An 18,362-nucleotide genomic window follows, 5' to 3' on the forward strand; every position below is an offset into this window, starting at 1 on the left:
CGAGTGATCATGGAACACACAGATGTCGTCATCGTCGGCTCGGGCTTCGGAGGCCTGGCCGCAGCCAAGCAACTGGCCAAGTCACGAGTCGGTGTCGTGCTGATCTCGAGCACGCCCGAACACCTGTTCCAGCCGCTGCTCTATCAGGTGGCGACCGGCGTGCTCGCGCCCGAGGAGATCGCGCCGCCGATCAAGAACGTACTGCGTCGCCACCCCGAGATCGACGTCCGCCTCGGCAAGGTCACCGGCATCGACGCCGAGAACGCGGTCCTCACCTACGAGACCGCCGACGGCCCCCGCCAGATCGCCTACGCCTCGCTGATCGCCGCCACCGGCGCGAGCCAGAGCTACTTCGGCCGCGACGACTTCGCCGAGAAGACCTATTCGCTCAAGACCATCGACGACGCCCAGCGCCTGCGCGACCAGATCGCCCACGTGTTCGCGCTGGCCGAGGGCGCCGACGAGGTGACCAGGCACCGCCTGCTCAGCTTCGTGGTGGTCGGCGCGGGCGCGACCGGTGTCGAGGTGGCGGGCCAGATCAAGGAACTCGCGAAACGGCACTTCCACCAGCAGGTTTCGGTGACCCTGGTCGAGGGCGCCGGCGAGGTGCTGCCGCCCTTCGGCGGCGGGCTCTCGGAATACGCGAAACGCTCGCTCACCGACAGCGGCGTCGAGGTGCTGCTGGGCACCTTCGTCACCGACATCGACGAGGGCAAGGTGACGGTCAAGGACAAAGAGGGCATGGAGCGCCGGATCGCCGCCGAGACGGTGGTGTGGTCGGCGGGCGTGCAGGTCGGCGGCTTCGCGACGCTGCTCGCCGAGGCCACCGGCGCCGAGACCGACCGCGCGGGCCGCATCCTGATCAACCCCGACCTGACCGTCGGCGGCCACGCCGACATCTACGCCATCGGCGACATGACCTCGCTCAACGGCTACCCCGGCCAGTCGCCGGTCGCCATGCAGGAGGGTCGCCACGCCGCCGACATCATCCGGCGCGAGAAGGCCGCGGGCACGCCGTTCGTCTACTGGGACAAGGGCAGCATGGCCGTGATCAGCCGCTTCAGCGCGGTGGTGAAGCTCAACGAGCGGGTGACGTTCAAGGGCACCATCGCCTGGGCGATGTGGTTGGCCGTGCACCTGATGTACCTGGTCGGCTTCCGCAACCGCTTCGCCGCGGTGGCGGGGTGGCTGGTCGCGTTCATCGGGACGGCGCGCCCCGGCTTCGACGAGGCCGAGCGCGCTGAGGCCGAGCGGGCGAAGGTCGAGCCGGCGAAGGCTGAACCGGCGAAGGCCGAGTCGGCGGACGCCGATCGCGCCGACGACACCGTCGCGGCGACCACCAAGGAGCGGGTGAACGCCTGACCCACCCTGCGACGGCCCGCCGAGAATCGGCGGGCCGTTGTCGTTTTCGCAATGCTCGAAATACCCGATCGCGAAGCGGGTCCAGCGCCGAAATCGGTCGTGTTCGGCTAGAAACCCGCAGGTGGGCGAACGATGGGCAGCGGGTCGGTAAACGCCCGGTGTGACGCCCATCTCGTTCACCGAACGGGCATCGGCACGACACTGGAGCGTCGCTCCGATGCCAGCTCGGACTGGCTTCATCAGCAGTATGACAATTTCGTCCGTGTTGACCGCCCCGGCGCCGGACTCCGGGGTGGGGAAATCTCGGTACTCCTTGGTCGTCGCGTCTGATGCCGAGCACCGGGAAGCCGCACAGCGACTGCGCTATCAGGTGTTCGCCTCCGAACCCGGTTTCCAGATGCCCGAGAACGCCACCGGCCTCGACGCCGACAAGTTCGACGAGCACTGCGACCACCTGCTGGTTCGGGACGAGTTCTCCGAACAGTTCGTCGGCTGCTACCGCATGCTGCCGCCGGACAAGGTCGACGCGGCGGGCGGCTACTACACCGCCACCGAGTTCGATCTGACCCAGCTCGATCCCACCGGTCACCGGATCGTCGAGATGGGCCGGGCCTGCGTGGTGCCCGATCACCGCAACGGCTCGGTGCTCACCCTCATGTGGGCGGGCATCCTGCACTACATCCAGCTCACCGGATACGACTGGGTGATGGGCTGTGTGTCGGTGCCGATGCGCGATTCCCCGACCGATCCGGCCGGGGTGAACGTGCGCGGCGTGCGCGACCAGCTGCTCGGCCGCCACGCGTGCGACCCCGAGCGCCGGGTGCACCCGTACAACCCGGTCGTCGTCGACGGACTCTCCCTCGATCAGATGACCCCGCCGAGCCGCCCCAAGATGCCGCCGCTGCTGCGCGGTTACCTGCGCCTCGGCGCCGAGATCTGCGGCGAACCGGCCCACGATCCCGATTTCGCCGTCGCCGACTTCGTCGCGCTGCTCGGCATGGAAACCATCAACACCCGGTACCTGGAGCGGCTGCAGAGCGCGGCCGCCAATTTCGACGGGAAGTAAACCCATGGTGTTCGACGCGCCGCTTGCAACGCACTCTCATTCGTGGATGCCGTCGAGCCCCTGTGGGTCCGGCTGCATCGAGCCGATCGACGAGGTCGGCACCGCCAGGATGTTCGCCCGGCTGGCCGGAATGGCCGGGCTGGTCCTCAGCTTCCCGGTACTGACCGTGGCCACCCCGAAGTCGCGGCGCGAGCAGTTGCAGCGCCGTTACGCCAGGGCGGCACTGAGTTGCCTCGGGATGCGATTACGCATCATCGATAATCGGATTCCCGAGCAGTCCTCGGCGGAGGGTTTCGCCGACACCGGCACCGCGGTGATGATCGTGGCCGGGCACATCGGCTGGGCGGATGTGGTGGCGCTGGCTGCGGTGCAGCCGGTCAGCTTCGTGGCCCGTGCCGACATGGTCGAGTGGCCGCTGCTGGGCAAACTCGCCAAGCTCACTCGCGTCATCCCGATCGAGCGGGCGCGACTGCGTGAACTGCCCGGCGTGGTCGGGCAGGTGGCCGACCGGCTGTCCGCGGGTAACCGGATCGTCGTCTTCCCCGAGGGCACCACCTGGTGCGGCCGGGCCTACGGTTCGATGCGGCCCGCCATGTTCCAGGCCGCCGTCGACACCACCACTCCGGTCCAGCCGGTGCGGCTGCGGTACCTGGACAGTGACGGAATGCCGTGCACCGTACCCGGTTTCGTCGGTACCGACACCTTCGCCGATTCCGCGAAGAGAGTGCTGCGCAGCAAGGGCATGATCGCCGAGATCGTGCTCGAGCCGCTCGAACACCCCGGACTGGATCGCCGGGATCTGGCCCGGCGCTGCGAGGCGGCGGTGCGGGGCACCGACCGTTCCCGCCACGGGGTGGCCGACACCCAGTGGATCGAAGCGGGCAATACCCGCGTGCAGGACCCCTCGATGGGGGAGCAGGGGGAGGTTCGCCGACCGGCGAGGGCTACTGCCTGGTAACCATTCTCGGCCGGAATCGTCGACTGCCGGAGACCGCGTTCGTGGTCTCCGGTTTTGTCGTCTGTGTCGGAGGAATCGTCACGGACATGCAGGTCGGCGACGGGCCGACAAATAGTGGGAATGTGAAAAGCTCGTGTCCGCTCGGAGATGTTTCGTCCTGCGTATGACCTGCGTATGAGCTGTGTAACAAACTGGCCAGTCGGCTATACCCATCGGTGTGTACGTTGAAACGATCAAATTGCCACTGCGCCGAAATTGATGAGATATTTGCGGTACCGTCACGCAGGATTTTTCCGATACCCCGTGTAGCCGAGAGTCCAGGCGATGGTCGAGATGTGCGATCGCAAGGGTGATCCATGGTGAAGGGAAGCCTTTCCGGTGACTGAGCAAGCTTCTGGCGTACGCCGTCGCGCCGCGCGTCGAATCCGCCGCGCGCCCGTGACGTCCACGTTGCCGCGCCTCCTGCTGGCCGCCGTCGAGCGTGCCCCCGAGGCGCCCGCATTGCGATTTGCCGGGCAGACCCTCACCTACACCGAACTGGACCAGTGGTCGTCGCGTCTGGCCAGGGTGCTGATCGCCCGCGGCCTCGGCCCCGGTGACCGGTTCGTCCTCGCGCTGACCCGCTCGATCGAGTCCGTGGTCGCGGTCTGGGCGGCCGCCAAGTCCGGCGCCACCTTCGTGCCCGTCGATCCCCGCTACCCGGCCGAACGGGTGGCCCATATGCTCGCCGACTCCGGTGCCGCGTTCGGGCTGGCCACGGCGGCGGACGCCACCCGGCTCGACGTCGGGATCCAGTGGCTCGCCCTCGATTCCGACGAGTTCGGCGTCGAATGCGCCGCGATGTCGGACGAACCCGTGAGCGCGGGCGAACGCGTCCGCAGGCTTTCCCCGGACGACCTCGCCTACATCATCTACACCTCCGGCTCGACCGGCGTCCCCAAGGGGGTCGCGGTCACCCACACCGGTCTGGCCGGGCTGTGCGCCGAACAGGTCCGCCGCTTCGGCATCACCCCCGCCTCCCGCACGCTGCACTTCGCCTCGCCCAGCTTCGACGCCAGCATGCTGGAGATGCTGCTGGCGATCGGCGCGAGCGCGACGATGGTCATCGCGCCGCCCGATGTCTACGGTGGCGACGAACTGACCGAACTGCTGCGCGCCGAACGGGTGACCCACGCCTTCATCACGCCCGCCGCCCTGGCCGGGCTCGACCCGGCGGCGCTGCCGGAACTGGCCGCGCTCGCCGTCGGCGGTGAGGCCTATCCGCCCGAGTTGATCGCGCGGTGGGCGCCCGGCCGCGCGTTCTTCAATGTGTACGGCCCGACCGAGACCACCATCGTCTGCGCGATGAGCGATCGGCTGACCGCCGACGACGTGATCACCATGGGCGACACGATCCCCGGGATGACGGCACTGGTCCTCGACGCCCGCTTGCGCCCGGTTCCGGATCGGGTGCCCGGCGAGCTCTACCTCACGGGGGAAGGTCTGGCCCGCGGTTACCACGATCGCGCCGGGCTCACCGCGAGCAGATTCGTCGCCGACCCGCTCGGTCGCGGCAGGCTCTACCGCACCGGTGATCTGGTGCAGTGGGTTCCCGTGCCCGGCGGCGTCGGCCTGAAATTCCTCGGGCGCACCGACGCGCAGGTGAAGCTGCGTGGCTTCCGCATCGAACTCGGCGAGATCGACGCGCTGTTCGCCGCCGACGACACGGTGCGCTTCGCCGCCACGCTGATCCGGACGCTGCCCAGCGGGGAGAGCGCGCTCGTCTCCTACCTCGTCGCGGCCGCGGGTGCCACGATCGACACGACGGCACTCATCCGGCTGGCCGAGCGGCGCCTGCCCCAGCACGCGGTGCCCGCCGCGATCGTGGTGCTCGACGAGGTGCCGTTGACGCCGGTCGGGAAGCTCGATCACCGGGCACTGCCCGCGCCGGAACTCGCCGCCCGCGAGTTCGAGGAGCCGCGCGGTGACACCGAACGCACCGTGGCCGCGGTCTTCGCCGAACTGCTCGGCGCCGAGCCGGTCGGGCGCGGCGACGACTTCTTCGCTCTCGGCGGCAATTCGCTGCTCGCCACCCAGCTGGCCGGTCGGCTCGGTGCCGCGGTCGGTATGCGGGTACCGGCCCGCACCGTGTTCGAGCACGGCACGGTGGCCGAGCTGGCCGGTGCCCTCGACGCGCTGGTCGGTGCCGCGTCGGCGCGGGTACCGCTGACCCGGCGCGAACGTGGTGCGCACGTCCCGCTGTCGCTCGCCCAGCAGCGCATGTGGTTCATGGCGCGGCTGGATCCTGACTCCAGCGCCTACAACATCCCGGTCGCGCTGCGGTTGTCCGGCCCGCTCGACACCGTCGCGCTCACCGCCGCACTCGACGACGTGCTCGAACGCCACGAGGTGCTGCGCACGGTGTACCCCGAGCACGAGGGCGCGGGTTTCCAGCAGGTGCTGCCCGTGGCGCAGGCCGGCCTCGACGTGGTGGTCGACCCGATCGCGGAAGCCGATCTGCCGGGCGCACTGGCCAGGCTGACATTCGGCGGATTCGACGTGTGCCGTCGAGTTCCCGTGCGCGCGGCCGTGTTCCGGCTCTCCGCGACCGACCATGTGCTGGCGGTGGTCGTGCACCACATCGCCACCGACGGCTTCTCGCTCGGCCCGCTGACGCGCGACCTGATGACCGCCTATGCCGCTCGTGCCGCCGGTGCGGCGCCCGGCTGGGCGCCGTTGCCCGTGCAGTACGCGGATTACACGCTCTGGCAGCAGGAAATGCTCGGCGCGGCAGACGATGCCAACTCGCTGCTGGCCGAACAGCTCGGGTTCTGGCGCACCGCGCTCGCCGGTGCCCCGGCCCTGCTCGAGCTGCCCACCGACCGGCCGCGTCCGCCGGTGGCGGGAACTCGCGGTGCCGCACAGGACTTCGCGGTGCCCGCCGAGGTGCACGCCGCGCTGGAAACCCTGGCGCGCGAACACAATGCCTCGCTGTTCATGGTCGTGCGCGCCGCGCTGTCGGTGCTGCTGGCGCGGGTCGCCGGTACCGAGGATGTCACCGTCGGCGCGCCGGTCGCGGGCCGTGGCGAACCCGAGCTCGACGATCTCGTCGGCATGTTCGTCAACACCATCGTGTTGCGCACCCGCGTCGACGCCGCCGAATCCTTCGCGGCCCTGCTCGATCGGGTTCGCGATATCGATCTGGCCGCCTTCGCCCACGCCGATGTGCCCTTCGAACGCCTTGTCGCCGAACTGGATCCGCCGCGCACCCAGGCACACCACCCGCTGTACCAGGTGGCGCTGTCGTTCCAGAACTTCGGCGCCACGCGCCTCGAACTGCCCGAGCTGACGGTGTCGGCGGTGGATCTGGGCGAGGAAGCGGCACCGGTGGATCTCCAGCTCACCGTTGTTCCGCTCGAGGACAGTGACGGACCCGCGGGTCTGCGCTGCTCGTGGCGCTACGCCACCGACCTGTTCGACGCCTCGACCATGGCGACGCTCGGTGCCCGGCTGGCCGGGCTCCTGGCCGCGGCCGTCGCCGCGCCGCACCGGCCCGTCGGCGACCTGCCGGTGCTGACGGAAGCCGAGCTGACCGAGCCCTCCGGCGAGCTCCGGCTCGTCCCCGACGTGACGTTGCTCGACGAGTTCCAGGCCCGCGCCCAGCATCGTCCGGACGCACCCGCGGTCACTTTCGACGAGGTCACGGTGACCTACGGCGAGCTGGCCGGGCGCGTCAACCGGCTGGCCCGGCTGCTGGTCGCCGACGGCGTCGGCCCCGGAAGCACAGTGGGCGTGGCGATTCGGCCGACGATCGATCTCGTCGTCGCCATGTACGCCGTGTTCGCGGCCGGTGGCGCCTACGTGCCGCTCGATCCCGATTCGCCCGCCGAACGCCGCGCCGACATCCTCGCCGCCGCACAGCCGGTCTGCCTGCTGACCACCACCGGCGACGCGATCAACGCCGACGGATTGCCGGTCGTCGAGGTGGACCGGGTCGCGCTGTCGCACTTCTCGGACGCCTGGCTGACCGACGCCGACCGGCTGCGCCCCCTGCACACCCTCGACCTGGCATATGTGATCTTCACGTCCGGTTCGACGGGCAAGCCGAAGGGCGTCGGCGTGCCGCATGCGGCGATCGTCAACCAGGCCGCGTTCATGGTCGGCGAGTACGGGGTGGGGGAGTCCGACACTGTCCTACAGTCGATTCCGTTCACCTTCGATGCCTCGATGATCGGTTTCGCTTCCCCGTTGCGCGCCGGTGCGCACATGATCGTGGCCGCCACGCAGGGGCTCACCGATCCCGCTTACCTCGCCGAACTCGTTGCCCGCCATCGTGTTACCGGCACCACCATCGTGCCCTCGGTCCTGCAGATGCTGCTGGATTCCGCGCCCACCGGCGCCCTGCGTTCGCTGCGCGCGGTGTGGGTCGGCGGTGAGGCGCTGCCGAACGCCACCATCGAACGCTTCACCACCGTCACCGCGGGTCGTCTGCACAATCTGTACGGCCCCACCGAGGCCACCGTGTCGATCACCGGCGCCGATGTGACCGAGGTGGGCGACGGCATCGTTCCGATCGGCTTGCCGCACTGGAATTCTCGTGCCTACGTGCTCGACGCGCGGCTGCGGCCGGTGCCGGTCGGCACGCCCGGCGAGCTGTACCTGGCCGGCGCGCAACTGGCTCGCGGCTACCTCGGCAGCCCCGACAAGACGATGGAGCGATTCGTCGCCGACCCGTACGGTCCCGTCGGTGAGCGCATGTACCGCACCGGCGATCTGGTGCGCAGACTCCCGTCCGGTGACCTGACCTACCTGGGCCGCACCGACGTTCAGCTCAAACTGCACGGCCTGCGCATCGAACCCGGCGAGATCGAGGCGGCGCTGCGCACGCATCCGGCGGTCGCGGGTGCGGCGGTCGCGGTGCATCACGAACAGCTGGTCGGCTACGTGACACCCCTCGACGCGTCGGTCGACACCGTCGAGGTGCTGGCGACCATTCGAACCCTGTTGCCCCCGTACATGATTCCGCACCGTCTGGTGGTGCTCGACGAGTTCCCGCTCGGTGCCACCGGCAAGCTCGACCGCAAGGCGCTGCCCGCGCCCGCCGTGGAGATCCGCGAATACCAGGCACCGGCCACCGCCGACGAGCAGATCGTCGCCTCGGCGATCGCCGGGGCACTCGACCTCGAACGAGTCGGCCGTGACGACGACTTCTTCGTCCTCGGCGGCACCTCGCTCGCGGCGATCCGGGTGCGCGCCACCCTCGCCGAGCAACTGGGCATCGAGGTGCCGCTGCGCCTGCTGTTCAGCTATCCGCTGGTCAGCGACCTGGCGCTGGCGTTGCGCGACGAGTCGTCAGCCTCGGCCGCCGGTCCTGATCCGGCCGTGGACGCGATCCTCGACCCGTCGATCGACCTCACCGGCTGCGCGCCCCAGCGCACCGGCGCACCGGCCACGCTGCTGCTCACCGGCGCCACCGGGTTCCTCGGCAGCTTCCTGCTGCGCGAACTCCTCGAACAGACGTCGGCGACCGTTCACTGCCTGGTCCGCGCCACCGATGACGCGGGCGCGGTGGATCGCGTCGTCTCCACCGCCGCGAAGTACCGCATCGATCTGCGGCCCTATCGCGACCGAATCGTCGGCGTCCCCGGCGATCTCGCGCAGCCGAACCTCGGCATGGACCCACTGCGCTTCGCCGAACTCGCCGCCAGGGCCGACGCGATCTATCACAACGGCGCGCTGGTGAACCACCTCGAACCGTATGCACGGATGCGAGCGGCCAATGTCTGCGGTACCACCGAGGTGTTGCGCCTGGCCACCACCACCAGGGTCAAGCCGATCCACTATGTGTCGACCCTGTCGGTGCTGGCGGGGGTTCCGCAGGACAACGGGGTGCCCGCCGGTCTGCCCGGCTACGCGATGACCAAGTGGGTCGCCGAGCAGCTCGTGCACGCCGCGATCGAGCGTGGCGTTCCCATCGCCGTCTACCGCCCCGGCTTGATCACCGGCGACTCCCGCACGGGCGTCGCCCCCGCCGAGGACGCCTGGTGGACGATGTTGCGGTCCATGCTGGTGCTCGGGGTGGCTGTCGATGTGCGGGCGATCGCCATCGAGATGGCCCCGGTCGACCATGTCGCGGCGGGGATCGTCAGCCGATCTCGCCAGGCGGCGGCCATCGGCAACATCTTCCGGGCCTCCGGCGCGCAGGTGCCGCTGCAAGTCGTCTACGAGGAGATCCGCAGTCGCGGTTACCGTTTCGACTTCATCGACCCGATGGAATTCGGCCTCCAGCTCTCCACCGCGGCCGAACGCCAGGACGCGGACCCCATCCTGGCGCGGGCTTCGGCACTGAGCGGCAACTACGCGGCCGCCCTCGCCAAGGCGAATCCGGCGGCGGTGCTCACCCGCGTGGAATCGGCCCCCGCCGAACCCTTCCGCGGCCTGCCGATCGAGTTCCCCGCGGTCGACGCCGCGGTCATCGCCCGCTACTTCGACCACTACATCGACATCGGCTTCTTCCCAGCGCCCGGAGCGGACCATCTCACGCACGCGTGAGCGGGAGCTCGCCGAGGTTCCCGCAGGAGCACCGGGCTCCTGCGGGAATCAGCATTACTTCGCGTAGTCGTAGAACCCGCGACCGGTCTTGCGGCCCAGTCGGCCCGCGTCCACCATCCGGCGCAACAGCGCGGGCGGGGCGAGATGCGGCTCGGCGAACTCCGCGTAGAGCGACTCCGACGCCGCGAGGGCGATGTCGAGGCCGACGGTGTCGAGCAGCGTCAGCGGGCCCATCGGGTAGCCGCAGCCGCCCTTCATCGCCGCGTCGATGTCCTCGGCGGTGGCGTAGCCCGACTCGAGCATCCGGATCGCCGAACACAGGTAGGGGATGAGCAGCGCGTTGACGATGAACCCGGAGCGGTCACCGGCCTGCACGGCCATCTTGCCGAGGGTGTTCTTCACGTAGTCGGTGACGGCCACGGCCGCTTCCGGCGCGGTCACCAGGGTCGAGATGATCTCGACCAGCGGCATCACCGGCACCGGGTTGAAGAAGTGCACGCCCACGACCCGTTCGGGCCGCTCGGTCGCCCCGGCCACCTTGATCACGGGGATCGAGGAGGTGTTGGTGGCGAGGATGCCCTCGGGCTTCACGATCTTGTCCAGCTTGCCGAAGATCTCGTACTTGAGCGCCTCGATCTCCGGCGCGGCCTCGATCACCAGGTCACGATCGGCGAACTCGTCCATGTCCAGGGTGACGCGCACCCGCGCGAGCACCGCGTCGGCCTCGTCCTGGGTGATCTTGCCCTTGGTCACGCCACGGGCGATCGAGGTGGCGATCCGGTTCTTGGCCGCCTCGGCGAACTCCGGCTTCGTCTCGAGCACGAGCACCGAGCTGCCCGCCTTGGCGCACACCTCCGCGATCCCCGCGCCCATCGTGCCGCCACCGATTACACCGATCAACTCCACTGGAGAACTCCCAACATCGCATTGCCCTGGCTGTCCCGGAGATTATTTCACCCGGGCTGGCACTCAGTGCCACAGGCTGCCGGAACGTGAGCTATCGCACCAGCTGGACGCGACGCTGACCAGGGCATTTGTCAGCGAGCCGACTCACTTACCCGCCGGGTACACGGCGTCGACTTCGACCTCGACCAACCATCCCGCCACCGGCAGGCTCGCCACTTCCAGGGCGAAGCGGCTCGGTCGTGCCGCGTTGCGGACCATCGGTGCGGCCGGGGCAGCGGTGCCGAGGGGGACCAGCTCGGTGTCGCCGGTGGTGAGGTTCGTATTGGCGAAGAACTGCCGGTAGGCGCGGTTCCAGCCGGCGTAGTCGGCCCGGTCGGTGCCGGGCGCGTTGTCGAGGAACACCCGCATGGTGATCACGTCGTCCAGGGTCAGGCCCTGGGCTTCGAGATTCTCCCGGATTCTGGCCAGCACCGACATGCCCTGCGCTTCGGTGACGGTGACACCGGCGGGCAGCTTCGCGTCCGCGAACTGCTGGGTGTCGATGAAGGATTCGGGGCTGCCGGTGGGGGCGGCCTTGTTGGTGGCGGTGGGGCCCAGCCCGCTGGTCTTGTAGACGGTAGCGTCGGCGGCGATCGTCACGCCTTGGGCGATCATCGGATTCGCCTGTCCCGCTTCGAGAACTGAGGTACTCGGCGCAGTGGACGGCTGCGACTCGGCCGGGTCGGCCGAGCAGGAGGTGAGGGTCAGCGCCGCGAGGGCCGTCACGGCCAGCGTGATCGTCGTCTTCATGGTCGATACTCCTTGTCGGGGTGAGAGATTCAGGCGGCAACGCGGGCGTGCAGGGCGGTCACCACGTCGCGGGCGGAGGTGAAGGCGCCGTGCTGCCAGGCGATCGCGTTGGACAGGTGGTCACCGGCGAAGTAGATGTGCTCTACGGGGGCAAGGAGTTTGGTGTATTCGGGGGTGGCCTCACCGCCGTGGGAATTGCTACCCGACCAGCCGACCCACGCGCCCTCGGAATACTTGGTTCGCCGCCAGCTGCCGGAGAACGACGAGGCGATGTCGGCGCGGTACTTGTCGCCGTGGATCGCTGCGCCCTCGTCGACGGCCTTCGCCAGACGTTGCCGGTGGGTGAGTGATTCGAAGGCCTGATGACGTTTGCCGGTGTTGTAGTAGCCGACCACCACGCCACGGTCGCCGTTGTAGTGGTCGTAGGGGAACATGATCTGCGCGATGTCCTTGTCGGTATTGCTCGCGCCGCCGTAGATCCGGTCGTCGAGCTCCCACCAGCGGCGCTGGTATTCGATGCCGAGCTTGCCGGAGGACACCGGGATCGCGGCTTTCAGCGCGGTGAGCACGTCGGCGGGCAGGTTGTTGGCCAGGCGACCGACGAGATGGGGCGGCAGCGTGCAGATGCAGTAGTCGGCATCGAGGGACTTGCGCGCGCCGTCCTGGGTGTACTCGATCCGCACACCCTCGGGGGTGTTCTTCATCGCCGACACCTCGGCGCCGAAATGGATGCGCTGCGTGCCGATCTCGCGCTGGAAGGCGGCGTAGATGCGGTCCATGCCACCGACCGGGGTCATCATCATCATGGCCTGGTCGTAGCCGAATTCGAAGCTGAAATTGCGGCCGAGACCGCTGCGGATCGTGTCGGACATCGGGAACGGTTTCGGCTGTTCGCCGAAGTTCAGACCCGCCCCGGGTTCGGAGGTGTAGCCGCGCCGGGTCGAGCCGAGATAGCGGCCGTCACTGGAGAGGTCGCCGAAATCGCGCAGGAACGACGACAGCGCTTCCTTGTCGGCGCCGGAGAGCACGTCGTCGAGTGCGCCCCGCGACGCGGCCTTCTGCAACAGCTCGGACATGTAGCCGTACATGTCGGCCTTGGCCGCGCGGTATTGCACCGACTGCCCGGAGATCGAGGTGCCGCTCTGATAGTTGACCAGGGTGGACGCGTTCTGGTTGCCGAACGGCTGGATCTCGACACCGAGTTCGCGACAGTAGTCGAGGGTGATGTGGCCCTGCGGGATTCGCGTGGCGCCCAGATTGAAGTAGTGCCCTTCGGCGAAGGTGCAGCTCTGGGTTTCGCCGTTGAGATCGGTTTCGGTGGTGCCGTTGCGCACCGACCACACCCGTCCGCCCGCTCGCTTCCTGGCCTCGAGCACGGTCACGTCGTATCCGGCCTTGCCCAGCTCGTAGGCCGCGCACAACCCCGCCGGGCCGCCGCCGAGGATCGCCACCTTCGCGCCACCGTCGCCCTTGCCGATGAGGTCGCCCATGGCGGGCGAGCGGAACGACACCTGCGCCGTGGCGGGCGCGAGGCCGAGGGTCGACATCGCGCCGTAGGCGAGGCCGGCACCACCGGTGATGCCGAGACTCTGCATGAATGATCTTCTGGTGACTGCCATGGGTAGCTCCGTCCGCCGCGATATCCGTTCTGCGACAGCGTCCGTCGACGGTGGGTCGGTGCCGCTACGCCGCGGAAAACGTTTACCGATCGGCGAGTGAGATCCCCCGCGGTCGCTTTCTCGCTCGGTGACCATCGCCCCGACTCGCGCCCGCAATACCGCCGAAACCAGGTCTGGATATCCTCGCCCGCACCGACAACGCTGGGAGGTGTGTGGTGACGGCACTGGCCGACGCGGTCGCGCGCTCGTTCGCGGCCGGGGAACCCGAGCGCCCCGCGGTGTCGCCGTTGCGTGCGCTGGGGCGCAGACAACTGCCGGGTGTGGCTTTGCTCGGCCAGTCGATCGCGACCACCGCGCCCGCCGCGTCGATGGTGCTGTTGCCGGTCACGATGCTCACCCACAACGCCCTGCTGCCCGGCCTGGTGACGATCGTCATCGCGACGCTGGTCATCACGCTGATCGCGTACTGCGTCGCACAGTTCACCCGGCGGCTGTCCGCGGCGGGTGGGCTCTACACCTTCGTCAGCCACGGCGCCGGACCGCGTGCGGCGCTGACCTGTGGCGTCGGACTGCTCGTGAAGTACCTGGGCAGTGCGTCGCTGACGATGTATCACGGGTCGCAGACCGCTCTCGCCTTGGCAGCGCAGCTGGGAATCACGTTGCGCGGCTGGCAGATCGGGGCCGTCTATCTCGGCATCGCGGTGCTGATCGGCGCGGTGCTGGTGCGTGGTGTGCGGTTCGCCGCGATCGCGATTCTGGCGGTCGAGGCGTGTTCGCTGGCCTTCATCATCGGCCTCATGCTGGTGTCGGGGCCTGCTGTCGCGATCACCCCGGCCGCGCCGAACGTTCCCGCGGTGCTGGCCATCGCGATGTCGGCGCTGTTCGCTCTCGCGGGCTTCGAGAGCGCCACGTTCTTCGCACCGGAGACGCGGCGTCCGCTGGTCACCGTGACCCGTACGGTGCTGCTCACCCCGGTGCTGTGCGGGGCGCTGTTCATCTTCGCGTCGTGGGCGGCCTGGTCCGGGCATGCGGGAACGGTGGTGAACGCGTATCTGCACGGGACGGCGAGTGGGTCGAGTCTGCTCGTGGTGATCCTGCTCGACGCGGGGCTGACCTGCTCGTGGCTCGGGTCGTCGATGGCTTCGTCGAACGCCGCGTCGCGACTGATGTATTCGATGAGTGTGGAGGGTGTGCTGCCGCGGCTGCTGAGCCGGGTCGGTCCGCGGTTGCGGACCCCGCACGTGGCGTTGGTGCTGATCATCGGCATCGTCGCGACGGCCGGTTCGGGTTTCGTCGCGCTCGACGGTGTGCCCGCCGCGGCCAAGACCGTCATGCGCACGGCGCTCGCGGTGTCCTACATCCTGGTCGCGGTGGGTGCGGTGCTGTTGCTCGGCCGTATCCGCGAGCGCAGCCGCGTCGACCTCGTCGCCGGCTGGGTCGGCAGTGGGGTGCTCGCCGCGGTGCTGGTCTGTCTGACGGTGTCGGACGCGAGCGACGGTGTGGTGGTCGCGCCCGCGACGGTGCTCGCGGTGCTGCTGGCCGGTGCTGCCTGGTACCGCTGTCTGCGGGACAGCTGTCCCGAAAGTCTCACGGCCATCGGTGTTTTCGACAGTCCCGAATCCGGTGACGTGCTGCCCGGCGCCGGGGTGTTCGCCGTCAACGCCCGCGGCGCGATGGCCCTGGTAGGGGCGGACCGCGGCGAACAGTGACAACGACGACCCGCCGCGACGGCCCGACCGGGCACGAGCCGAGGGCTGTCCAGAAGGCCCTCGCTCTGCTCGAGGCGGTAGCGCAGCTGGGTTCGGGCGCCACCGCGAAGGACATCGCCGCGCAGACCGGCATCGCCCCCGCCACCACGTACCGCCTCCTGAATCTCCTCGTCGCCGACGGCTACCTGGTGCGGATCGAGGACCTGTCCGGTTTCGCCCTTGGCCGCCGTACCCGTGAGCTCGCCGGGGCTGCCGCACCCGAGCCCGTCTCCGGCAATCACCGGATCCTCGGTGAACTGCGCGCCCAGCTGCGTTTCGGCATCCATCTCGCCTCCTTCGCCGGCGGCCGGATCAGGATGGTCGACAAGGACCCCGACCATGAGCTGAGTGGGGAGAAGGTGCTGCTCGCCTGCCCGCACGCCTCGGCCATCGGCAAGATCCTGTTGGCGCGGTACCCGGACTTCGCGGCCGAGGCCACGCTGCGCAAGGTCACCACCTTCACCATCGCCGACGCCGCCGATCTCGCCGCCGAGCTACGCCGAGTCACCGCGGACGCCGTCGCCGTCGAGGTGAACGAATGCCGCCTCGGCCGCAGCGCCGTCGCCGTCCCGATCCGCACCGCCGACGGCACTGTCACCGGTGCCCTGGCCGCGATCGGCAAGACCGGCCGCCTGCCCGTGCACGATCGCGACCTCATCGACTTGCTCACGTCGGCGGCCGATCAGCTGACACTGTGACCGCACACCCGAGGCCCGGCGATCCACCGAATCGCCGGGCCTCGGGTGTGCAGCGGGTCTATCGAACCGGTGTCAGTTCCGGTTCCGCGGAGTCGGGTCGCCTGCGACCGAGCACCGAGTGCCTGCGCCCGTAGGCGAAGTACACGATGACACCGAGTGCCATCCAGATCACGAAGCGCAGCCAGGTCTCGATCGAGAGGTTGACCATCAGCCACACGCAGGCCAGAGCGCCGAGAACGGGAACCACCGGGACGAACGGAACGCGGAACCCACGCGGCAGATCCGGACGGGTGCGACGCAGCACCAGCACCCCGATCGACACCAGGACGAACGCGACCAGTGTGCCGATATTGACCATTTCCTCCAGCGTGCCGAACTCGACGAAACCGGCCAGCAGTGCGCACACCACACCGACGAGCACAGTCAGCCGCACGGGTGTGCCCTTCTTGCCGGTCTGCGCGAGACCGCGAGGCAGCAGACCGTCGCGGGCCATGGCGAACAGCACCCGGGTCTGGCCGAGGAACATCACCATCACCACGGTCGACAGCCCGGCCAGCGCGCCGATGGCGATGATGTTCTTCACCCAGGTGGCGCCGTGGATGGCGAAGGCGGTGGCCAATGTGGCGTTGCCGTCGGCCAGTTCGGTGTAGGACACCATGCCGGTGAGGACCAGCGAGACCGCGATGTAGAGCACCGTCACGATCGCCAGCGACGCCAGAATGCCGCGCGGGACGTCGCGCTGTGGGTTGCGCGTCTCCTCGGCGGTGGTGGCGACCACGTCGAAGCCGATGAAGGCGAAGAACACCAGGCTGGCCGCGGCGAGCAGCCCGTACCAGCCGTAGCTGGTGCCACCGGAGCCGGTGAGGAAGGCGAACAGCGACTGGTGCATCCCCTCGGCCTTCTCCGACGGTTGCGCCGGCGGGATGTAGGGGGTCAGGTTCGACGGCTTGAAATACGTCGCGCCGACGACCAGCACCAGCGCGATCACGCCCAGCTTGATCGCGACGGCGATGGCCGACACCCGCGACGACAGCTTGGTCCCGGTGGCCAGCAGCACGCCGACCACCGCGATGATCACCACCGCGCCCCAGTCGAACTTCACCGTGCCGAGGTGGAGCACCGGCGCCGATGATCCGAGCACTTCGCCGAGGTACTGCGACCAGCCCTTGGCGACCACCGACACCGCGAGCGCGAACTCCAGGATCAGATCCCAGCCGATGATCCAGGCGATCACCTCGCCGAAGGTGGCGTAGGCGAAGGTGTACGCGCTACCCGCCACCGGCACGGTCGAGGCGAACTCCGCGTAGCACAGGGCGGTGAGCCCGCACGCGATCGCGGCGAAGACGAAGGCCAGCGACACCGCCGGTCCCGCCACCGTGCCCGCGGTGCGCGCGGTGAGGGTGAAGATGCCCGCGCCGATCACCACCGCCACACCGAAGATCGTCAGGTCCTTCGCCGTCAGATCCTTGCGGAGCTTGGCATCCGGATCGTCGGTGTCCCGGATCGACTGTTCGACCGACTTGGTCCGGAACAGGCTGCTCTTGTTCATCATCGCAGCGACCTCGGAATGGCATCGAGACGGCGCTCGGCGAACCGGTTGGCGGCGGCGCCGGTCCCGATCCCCTCGGTGATGGCGGCGGCGATGATCTCGCGGCAGCGCGGGTAGATGTCGGCGACCTCGGCTTCGACCTCGGCCGGCGTGGCGGCGCGCAGTTCACCGGCCACCTGGATGAGGCCACCGGCATTGGCCACGAAATCGGGCACCCAGGTGATGCCGCGGTCGGTGAGCGCCTGCTCGACCTCGGGTGTCGCGAGTTGGTTGTTCGCCGCACCGCAGATGAGCTTCGCCTCGATCGTCGCGGCGCTCGCCGCGGTGAGGGTGGCGCCCATCGCGCAGGGGGCATACACGTCGACCGGCGCGGTGGACACTGTCGACAGCAGCCGGACGGCGGGCAGTTCGTCGGTGATGCGCCGCAGCGCCGCCTCGTTCACATCGGTCACGCAGACCTCGGCGCCGTCGGCGAGCAGCAGGGCGGTGAGTTCGCGCCCGACCTTGCCGACACCCTCGACGCCGACCGTTCGCCCGGCCAGTGTCGGTGCGCCCCACACGAACTCGGCTCCGGCCCGCATCGAGTGGAAGACGCCGAGCGCGGTCAGCCGGGCACTGTCGCCGCTGCCGCCCGCGCCGACACTGCGGCCGGTGACGTGGCTCGTGTGCCGACCGATGACATCCAGATCGTCGGTGTTCGTGCCCACGTCACCGGCGGTGATGTAGCGCCCACCGAGGGTTTCGACGAACCGCGCGTAGGCGGCGAGCAGGTCCTCGCTCTTGTGGGTGGCCGGATCGCCGATGATCACCGCTTTGCCGCCACCGAGATCCACCCCCGCCGCCGCGGCCTTGTACGTCATTCCCCAGGACAGTCGCAGAACGTCTTGCAGGGCCGCGGATTCATCGGCGTACGGGTAGAAGCGGGTACCGCCGAGGGCGGGGCCGAGTGCGGTCGAGTGGATCGCGATGATCGCCTTCAGCCCGGATCTGTCGTCCTCGCAGAACACGACCTGCTCGTGGGCGCGGGCGCTGAGCTCGTGCGATCGGCCGAAGACTCCTGCTTCGGTGTGCGCAACGGTCACTGTCGATTTCCTTTCCGGTTCCGCGCACCAGGGTTGTGCCCTGGGCTGCGGGGT

11 protein-coding genes are annotated in these 18,362 nt (G+C 69.1%); 6 read left to right on the forward strand and 5 right to left on the reverse strand.

From position 1 onward, the window contains the following. The first annotated feature begins 9 nt into the window (after positions 1–9). The 4 genes from ACWFRF_RS17345 (at position 10) to ACWFRF_RS17360 (ending at position 9,917) form a co-directional block, all read left to right on the forward strand. Positions 10–1,362 carry an NAD(P)/FAD-dependent oxidoreductase gene (locus ACWFRF_RS17345; RefSeq protein ID WP_452450864.1) on the forward strand — a complete coding sequence of 451 codons (1,353 nt, stop codon included), beginning with the start codon at positions 10–12 and terminating at the stop codon, positions 1,360–1,362. A 247-nt stretch (positions 1,363–1,609) separates the two neighbouring features. Further along, the gene (locus ACWFRF_RS17350) at positions 1,610–2,428 is read left to right on the forward strand and encodes a GNAT family N-acetyltransferase (protein WP_378991558.1); all 819 of its coding nucleotides are present in this window, start codon (positions 1,610–1,612) and stop codon (positions 2,426–2,428) included. 46 nt (positions 2,429–2,474) lie between these two features. After that, the gene (locus ACWFRF_RS17355; protein WP_379315289.1) at positions 2,475–3,386 is read left to right on the forward strand and encodes a lysophospholipid acyltransferase family protein; all 912 of its coding nucleotides are present in this window, start codon (positions 2,475–2,477) and stop codon (positions 3,384–3,386) included. 378 nt (positions 3,387–3,764) lie between these two features. Further along, complete coding sequence (locus tag ACWFRF_RS17360; protein ID WP_452450867.1) at positions 3,765–9,917, forward strand: amino acid adenylation domain-containing protein; 6,153 nt, start codon at positions 3,765–3,767, stop codon at positions 9,915–9,917. A gap of 54 nt (positions 9,918–9,971) precedes the next feature. Here the strand turns inward: ACWFRF_RS17360 and ACWFRF_RS17365 are convergent, their stop codons facing one another. The 3 genes from ACWFRF_RS17365 to ACWFRF_RS17375 form a co-directional block, all read right to left on the reverse strand. Then, the gene (locus ACWFRF_RS17365) at positions 9,972–10,823 is read right to left on the reverse strand and encodes a 3-hydroxybutyryl-CoA dehydrogenase (RefSeq protein WP_378991562.1); all 852 of its coding nucleotides are present in this window, start codon (positions 10,821–10,823) and stop codon (positions 9,972–9,974) included. Positions 10,824–10,967: 144 nt separating this feature from the next. Next, entirely contained in the window at positions 10,968–11,612 is a 645-nt protein-coding gene (locus ACWFRF_RS17370; protein WP_452450869.1) for a Rid family hydrolase, read from the reverse strand. 29 nt (positions 11,613–11,641) lie between these two features. Further along, entirely contained in the window at positions 11,642–13,207 is a 1,566-nt protein-coding gene (locus tag ACWFRF_RS17375; protein ID WP_452450996.1) for a flavin monoamine oxidase family protein, read from the reverse strand. A gap of 239 nt (positions 13,208–13,446) precedes the next feature. Between ACWFRF_RS17375 and ACWFRF_RS17380 the strand changes: the two genes are divergently transcribed. Together ACWFRF_RS17380 and ACWFRF_RS17385 are read left to right on the forward strand one after the other, a co-directional pair. Beyond that, a complete protein-coding gene (locus ACWFRF_RS17380) occupies positions 13,447–14,940 on the forward strand; it encodes an APC family permease (protein WP_452450871.1) in 1,494 nt (497 codons plus the stop codon). Next, a complete protein-coding gene (locus ACWFRF_RS17385; RefSeq protein ID WP_452450873.1) occupies positions 14,937–15,677 on the forward strand; it encodes an IclR family transcriptional regulator in 741 nt (246 codons plus the stop codon). Before ACWFRF_RS17380 ends, ACWFRF_RS17385 begins: the two co-directional genes overlap by 4 nt. A 58-nt stretch (positions 15,678–15,735) precedes the next feature. Here ACWFRF_RS17385 and ACWFRF_RS17390 read toward each other — a convergent pair whose 3' ends face one another. Beyond that, a complete protein-coding gene (locus ACWFRF_RS17390; RefSeq protein ID WP_378991568.1) occupies positions 15,736–17,229 on the reverse strand; it encodes an APC family permease in 1,494 nt (497 codons plus the stop codon). Beyond that, a complete protein-coding gene (locus ACWFRF_RS17395; protein WP_452450875.1) occupies positions 17,226–18,308 on the reverse strand; it encodes a Glu/Leu/Phe/Val dehydrogenase dimerization domain-containing protein in 1,083 nt (360 codons plus the stop codon). Before ACWFRF_RS17395 ends, ACWFRF_RS17390 begins: the two co-directional genes overlap by 4 nt. Positions 18,309–18,362 lie beyond the last annotated feature (54 nt).

The organism is Nocardia sp. NPDC055165, assembly GCF_053606985.1.

Excerpts from the sequence above, each read along its gene's own strand:
- ACWFRF_RS17375 (WP_452450996.1), bottom strand. The coding sequence starts at position 13,207 with ATGCAGAGTCTCGGCATCACCGGTGGTGCCGGCCTCGCCTACGGCGCG.
- ACWFRF_RS17390 (WP_378991568.1), bottom strand. The coding sequence starts at position 17,229 with ATGATGAACAAGAGCAGCCTGTTCCGGACCAAGTCGGTCGAACAGTCG.
- ACWFRF_RS17350 (WP_378991558.1), top strand. The coding sequence starts at position 1,610 with ATGACAATTTCGTCCGTGTTGACCGCCCCGGCGCCGGACTCCGGGGTG.
- ACWFRF_RS17345 (WP_452450864.1), top strand. The coding sequence starts at position 10 with ATGGAACACACAGATGTCGTCATCGTCGGCTCGGGCTTCGGAGGCCTG.
- ACWFRF_RS17370 (WP_452450869.1), bottom strand. The coding sequence starts at position 11,612 with ATGAAGACGACGATCACGCTGGCCGTGACGGCCCTCGCGGCGCTGACC.
- ACWFRF_RS17355 (WP_379315289.1), top strand. The coding sequence starts at position 2,475 with ATGCCGTCGAGCCCCTGTGGGTCCGGCTGCATCGAGCCGATCGACGAG.